The sequence below is a fragment of the Faecalitalea cylindroides ATCC 27803 genome (genome assembly GCF_000469305.1).
Taxonomy (GTDB): Bacteria; Bacillota_I; Bacilli_A; order Erysipelotrichales; family Erysipelotrichaceae; genus Faecalitalea; species Faecalitalea cylindroides.
The window spans coordinates 1-7231 of record NZ_KI270981.1; the positions used below are offsets into that span (position 1 = coordinate 1).

Annotated in this window: 5 protein-coding genes; 1 reads left to right on the forward strand and 4 read right to left on the reverse strand. The window is 33.5% G+C overall.

Annotation, left to right across the window (positions count from 1 at the left end):
* Positions 1-234 precede the first annotated feature (234 nt).
* Positions 235-1476 carry an IS256 family transposase gene (locus tag HMPREF0367_RS03275; protein ID WP_035401166.1) on the forward strand — a complete coding sequence of 414 codons (1242 nt, stop codon included), beginning with the start codon at positions 235-237 and terminating at the stop codon, positions 1474-1476.
* 186 nt (positions 1477-1662) lie between these two features.
* Here the strand turns inward: HMPREF0367_RS03275 and HMPREF0367_RS03280 are convergent, their stop codons facing one another.
* The 4 genes from HMPREF0367_RS03280 to HMPREF0367_RS03295 all read right to left on the reverse strand — a co-directional run.
* Positions 1663-4749: a type I restriction endonuclease subunit R gene (locus HMPREF0367_RS03280; RefSeq protein WP_035401160.1), complete on the reverse strand. Its 3087-nt coding sequence runs from the start codon at positions 4747-4749 to the stop codon at positions 1663-1665.
* A 13-nt stretch (positions 4750-4762) separates the two neighbouring features.
* Positions 4763-5347 (reverse strand): hypothetical protein, encoded by a 585-nt coding sequence (locus HMPREF0367_RS03285; protein ID WP_035401162.1) that lies wholly within the window; start codon positions 5345-5347, stop codon positions 4763-4765.
* Between the two features lie 86 nt (positions 5348-5433).
* The gene (locus HMPREF0367_RS03290; RefSeq protein ID WP_035401164.1) at positions 5434-6600 is read right to left on the reverse strand and encodes a hypothetical protein; all 1167 of its coding nucleotides are present in this window, start codon (positions 6598-6600) and stop codon (positions 5434-5436) included.
* 15 nt (positions 6601-6615) lie between these two features.
* The coding region (locus HMPREF0367_RS03295; RefSeq protein WP_211237377.1) for a restriction endonuclease subunit S at positions 6616-7231 on the reverse strand (616 nt) is incomplete at its 5' end.

A 7231-nucleotide genomic window follows, 5' to 3' on the forward strand; every position in this document is an offset into this window, starting at 1 on the left:
GTATTTTAATGATTTTAAAAAACTTATTAAGAAAAGGAATATCGGATTCTTATATATTAGAAATCACTGGAGTTTCTTCGGAGTTATTGATGAAAGCTAAACAATCATTAAATTAGAATGTATAAAGGAAAGTGAGAGTGTAATATAAACCGTGTAAGTTGAGAGCGTACGGCTCAGCTCACACGGTTTTTTATAGTTTCATGCTATCATAGAAGGAGAAAAGGAAATATGGAAATGGCAAGAAAAAAAAGAGATCCTAAAAAAGTGGCCCTGGCACAGGCTATCCTGGATGCCTATCAGCCTGAAACCGCTGAAGATATGAACAACGCTCTCAAAGATTTGTTTGGCCCTATGTTTGAGGCCATGCTTCAGGGAGAAATGAATCATCACCTGGGTTATGACTCTAACGACAAAGAACCAAAAAAAGATGACAATCGCCGAAACGGCTATGGAAAGAAGACTCTGAAGACAACACAGGGTGAGGTGGAAATTGAAGTGCCCAGAGATCGGGATGGTTCGTTTGAACCGCAGGTTGTCCCAAAACGAACAAAAGATGTATCTGCCATCGAAAATAAAGTATTGGCCATGTATGCCCGTGGCATGTCGCAACGTGACATTTCATCCACGATCGAAGATATCTATGGTTTTCAAATGTCTCATGACATGATATCCGATATTACAGACTGTATCATACCGGAACTGGAAGAATGGAAAAATCGACCTCTAAAAAAATGCTATGCCTTTGTATTTGTGGATTGTCTTTATGTAACACTGAGAAACGATTATGAAGTTAAGGAATGCGCTGTCTATGTGATACTGGGATATGATCTAAATGGGCGAAAGGAAATCCTGGGGCTCTGGATCAGTGAAAGCGAAAGTAAGAACTACTGGATGCAGATATTTGATGAGATCAAGTCCCGGGGAGTGGAAGACATCTTCTTTATCTCGATGGATGGAGTTTCCGGATTGGAAGCCGGTGCAAAGGCTATCTTCCCCAAAGTCGTTGTACAACGATGCATCGTTCACTTGATCCGAAATTCAATCAAATATGTACCAAGCAAGGATTACAGAAAATTCACACAGAGTTTGAAAAAAGTATATGGAGCTCCCACTCTCAAATCGGCCAATTCTGCATTTGAGATCTTCTGTAAAGAATGGAGCCAATACCCCGGAGCTGTAGATGTATGGAAAAGAAATTATTCACATGTTGAACAGCTGTTCGATTACGGAAGCGCAGTTCGAAAAGTGATGTATACCACCAACGCAATTGAAGCTGTGAACTCCAGTTTCCGCAAAGTTACGAAGAAAGGTGCATTTCCTAACGAAACAGCGCTGTTCAAACTTTTATATCTGCGCATCAAAGAGCTGGAGAAGAAATGGTCTACCGGCTACATTCCGAACTGGTCCATGGTATTGAATCAACTCATGGTCAATGATTTATTCAAGGATCGTATCGATCAGTACATACGGCTTTAAGATAAAAGCTCTATAAAAAGTAGCCAGGCAACTCTGAAAGAGCTACCTGGCTTTTGGTGCATATGCGAGATTGGTTTGTCCAAAATAAGATACTTCAGATAGTGTCAACAGGTAATTAAAAAATTACTTACACACTTTTCTTGACAAACCCAGGAAAGTCATCAAGGCTTTCCTTTATACATTTAATTACAAAATATCAAAATACTTGTCGTAATACTCATTTAATTTCTTAGCAACTCTATCCTTAACTACTTTACGTTTACCACCAAAACGACTTACCGGTGGCAAAATATGATCAAATTCTGAGCCTGTGGATTTAAAGTAACCATCTTTTAAGGCAACATCCATATAATGTTCTGTTTCTTCTAACTTTAATCGTTCTTCTTTTATAATTTGATTTAAATCTTCTGTACGACATTCTTTGATATATTCTTTCCACTCCTCAGCTACAGTATCACTATTGTTAAGTCTTTCAATAAAATTTATAATCAAATCTTTTTTACTTCTTAATTCAGGTGAAGAAGAGATGGATTTCTGAATAGATAATAATAATTCTTTGTCTTTACAATTTGTATCATGATACTTTGCTACTAACTGAAGAATATAATCAATATTGACTTCTACTTGTTTTATTAATTCAATTTCAAAGACAATATCATCATTGATTTCCTTTTTATCTATTGGATGTACTGGCCTGTACTCATTATAAATATCAAGATAACTACTCTGATAATCTTGAAAATCAAATTTTGAAAGTATCTCTTGACCGGCAAATTCATCAAAGGAGGAAAGAATATTTCTAGCACGTAAAATCGAGCCAAATAAACTAATAAAATTTTTTTTATCTTGATCAGTTATTGGAGCTCCTTCAGTCAAGGAGAATTGGCTTGTTAGTTCTTCAATCAGTTCTTTATATCCTTTATGATAACGTCCTTTTTCATCAGTGTAACCATTGTAGTAGTCTTTAAATGATTTTAATAGTACTACACTATCTGCTTCTCGATCACCAAATAAGGCTATAGCTTCTTCGGTCTCCTTTTCCAAATCACGGAAGCAAACTATATTACCGTACGTTTTTACAGAGTTTAAGATACGATTTGTTCTTGAAAACGCTTGAATCAAGCCATGCATACGCAGATTCTTGTCTACCCATAATGTATTCAATGTTGTAGCATCAAAACCGGTTAAAAACATATTAACGACTAAAAGAATATCAATTTCTCGATTCTTCATACGCAACGATAAATCTTTATAATAATTTTGAAATTCTTCTGAAGAAGTGTTGTACTGTGTATGAAATTTCTTATTGTAGTCGTCGATAGCAGCTTCTAAGAAATCACGAGATGGTTTATCTAATCCATTGGTATCCATAGATTCATCAGGTAAGTTCCCATCTGATTCCGGTTGTTCCTCATTAGGGTTAAAGCTAAATATAGTTGCAATTGTTAAATCACGTCTAGAAGTTTCCATTTGCTTCTTAAACTCATCATAATATCGCATCAATAAAGGAATCGATTCAATTGCAAAAATAGAATTAAATTCACTTAGACGATGTGTCTTTTTCTGCTCTTTAATTCGTTTATTTTTAGCAACCTCCTTTACATTTTCAAGAACTTTGTATTCATAGCTTTGTCCTCTTCTTCTTGTCTTCTGATCAAAGTGTTCTAAAATATATGCTACAACATCATGAATCCTTTGTGGATCTTGAATTGCTTTCTTTGTATCAATAGCCTGTACTTTTTGATCTGAAATCTCTTTTTTCTTCATTGTATTGATATAGTCAATACGGAAAGGCAAAACATTGTCATCATTGATAGCATCTACAATCGTATATGTATGAAGTCGTTCCCCAAAAGCTTGACTCGTTGTCTTTAAGTTCGGATTCTTTCCGCCGATTGAATTCTGTGCAAAAATTGGTGTACCTGTAAAACCAAAAATATGATACTTTTTAAAGTTCTTGATAATCCGTGTATGCATCTCACCAAACTGGCTTCGATGACATTCATCAAAAATCAGAACGACATGTTTCTGATACACAGGATGGTTTTTATTCTTGCTGATGAATGTGCTTAATTTTTGAATCGTTGTAACAATGATTCTGGATTGCTCATCTTCCAATTGACGCTGAAGAACCCGTGTCGATGTGTTTCCATTGGCAGCCCCTTTTTGAAACTTGTCATATTCTTTCATTGTTTGATAATCCAGGTCTTTTCTATCAACAACGAATAATACTTTATCCACATCAGCAAATTCAGTAGCTAGTTGTGCTGTCTTAAATGAAGTCAAAGTCTTTCCAGACCCTGTTGTATGCCAGATGTATCCTCCCGCTTCCAAGGTACCTTCTTTATGATAGTTGGAAGTTATCAGGATACGGTTTAAGATACGTTCTGTTGCGACTATTTGATAAGGACGCATGACCATGAGTATTTCATCACATGTAAACACACAATATTTGGTCAATACATTCAACAATGTATGTTTAGAAAAGAAAGTTCTTGTAAAGTCTACCAAATCAGGTATTGTTTTATTTTTTGCATCTGCCCAGTATGATGTAAATTTAAAGGAGTTACTTGTTTTCTGTTTAGACTGATTTGATGCTTTGTTCATATCCTTGATATGTGCATCACGTGTTGTATTGGAATAATATTTTGTATTTGTGCCGTTGGAAATAACGAAGATTTGTACATATTCGTATAAACCTGAATCAGCCCAGAAGCTGTCTCTTTGATATCGATTGATTTGATTGAAAGCCTCACGAATGGCTACGCCTCTTCGTTTCAGTTCAATATGAACCATTGGAAGACCATTTACCAGTAACGTGACATCGTAACGATTCTTATATGTTCCTTCCACTTCATATTGATTGATGACCTGTACATAGTTGCTTTGAACATTTTTCTTATCGATTAAACGGATATTTCGAATAGACCCATCCTCACAATTTAATGTCTGAATATTGTCCTGTTGAATTAAGCGTGTTTTTTCTCGAATACCATTGTTTGGATTGGAAATCACATGGGAAAAGAACCAGTTCCATTCGTTATCTGTAAACTGGTATTTATTCAACTTTTCCAGCTGTTCCCTTAAATTAAGAATCAAGTCTTTCTCATTATGGATATTGAGATAAGGAATTCCCTGAGAACCTAGATTTTCAATTAGTTCTTGTTCAAGTTCCGCTTCACTTTGGTATTCTTTCCGCCGTGTTTTTTCAGGAATATATTCAGAAACAACAGTTGAAATATTTGTTTCCGCAACTATGTTGTATGAAGTCATTAAAGCACCTCCTCTAATATTTTCGAGGAAAATATTCTTTCCCCAACTGCCAAATGTACTTGTCAATCTGTTTAATCGAATATTCGTCTAGTTTGTAAAACTCTTTAAAATCTAATATCACAGATTTAAATCGAGTATAATCTTTTAAATCATGTTTCCTAAAAGAGCTAAACCTGTCTATTTTATTAAAATAAATCAAAACTTTTTCTACGTATGAATCATAGATAGGATAAATATCGGGAAAATGATGACTGCAATACTTTGAGGCAAATGAATAAAATCGTTTCTTCTTATTTTTTATTGTTACATCTGCAATATCATTGACTAGATTTAAATCTCCTTGATGTAAACGATTATCAATATTTAGTTCATAAATATGTTTTCCCACATCGTAAATAGAATAAATATTTGTACTATAGAAATCATTCAGACAACTACATTTAATTAGAATATCAGGTAATGAAGTATTATTCGGGCATAATTCAAAGAATAATTTATCCAACGAGTCCTCCTGTAAAGAATAATTTTCTAAATTATCCCATTTATTCAAATATAGACTTACCTGCTCTTTACTTGGTTTAGGGACTATTGTATTCAAAACTCTTCTCCATTTCTTTAAAAGTTCAATTATTGAGTTATAAGACTCATAGTCTTTTCCCCATTAAATAAAAGTGATTTTTTATTCTATACCAAACAACGTTCGGATACATATAAATTTTCTTTATCGAAGAAAATTCGATTTTCTCCGCTATACATATAAGCTAGACTCTGATATTGTCTTTCAAATCCATCTACATTTAATTGCTTATAGTTTCTTAAGTTCTCCAATGATTTAACCAAAACCTTATCATTACTTTTTTGAAGATTCTGCCCCAGATTCACAAATGCTTCATCTAAAGGAGCCTTTTCAAGCAGTGGAACTTTATTTATCATTTTTCCAAGTTCTTCACTGGCGCTTCCTAAAACATTTACTGCCTGTCTATCTATAGATGATTTATATAGACCTTCCAAATAGTTATATAAATCGGTATAAATCTTTCTATACTGTAATTTCACACTATCCAAACGTTTTAGCTCATTTTGGATAATACCCTCGTCAATACGGCTACCCAATAACACTTCAAGATAATGAGCATATGTAAACATAAAGATACTTAACCGATAATATGAAAAATCTTCAACCAGTGATTTAACTTCTTTATCAATTTCAAGGCTTATACGAAATCTTCTATTTTTCTTAATCGCTTCACTTAATCTTTCTTTATAGGTTTCAATATATTTATATGAATCTTGGATAATATCATGAATTTTTAATCGGTATTCCTTCTTGTACTGTTCATCCGTAAAATAATTTTTTAAATCTTTCAAGATATCATACAAATATTGAATATTTCCTTTGATATCTCCATGTTCTTTTGTTTTTATCAAAGAAATAATTTCCTTTTGTGATTCCTGGATAGTATCAAGTTTTTTATCTATACTTAACAACATCAAAGACATTGCAGCTATAGCCGGATTGATAGGAGCTGTAATTGTCTGTGTAGCATTAATCCCAGAGACTTCTTTAAATCTTGCCTGGCCCGCAAGCTTATTATTTGCATCCAGTAAAGTTCCTAAATTGCCACTACCGTCTTTGGCACTGGCAAGATGCATTCCCTTTGGAATAACAGCTGAGAACAATCCTTCTGTATTCAATGTTGTAGTAACCGTTTGTGTCTGTTCCACGAATAAAGAACCAATCATTCCTAAAGAAGCTAATTTTGATAAAGGAATGTTTACATAATCATTCTTGTTTTCTACTTCTTCCAATGAAGGATAATATGTGATATCCATCAAATCTAGTTCATTCATACAACAACCCCATTTCTAATTTTCTTTTAAAGGTTTAAACGTTAATAATTTATCTCGATAATACTCATATTGTTTCTGCCTTGCTTCGATTTCAGCAGGTAATCCTTCTGAAATATCAGTACATAATTTCTCAAAATAATCTAAAGTAGTAACAATTTGTTCTAGTTTTTTCTCACTTGGTAAGTGTATCAAAATTTTATTCAAGTTTTTTTGATTTAATTTTGGCTGAGCTCCTCCAGAAATAAATGGTGATAAATCCATTGCATTTAAATAAATCTCTATAAATCTTTGAATATTTTTTGAATTAAATTTCAAAGCATGTGCATGATTGTTTACCCAGTTTTTTCCTGAAACTGAAAATGCTATAGGTGTATTTCGAGCCAAAAGATTCGCTCCATCTTCTGAGATTAATAAATAGTCCCCGTCAAAAATATAATCATCAACATAATCTACAATACCTGATGCTCCATAATATGGATAATTACCTGATACTCTTTTCCCTGCAGTAATAGGTTTTCTTAAATTATCACAGTTTTGAGAAATATCCGTTAAATAAACATTAACATAACCAAACACATACTGAATTAATCTAATCAGCTGTCTGTCTGTCTGTCTGACTGTCTGTCTGTCT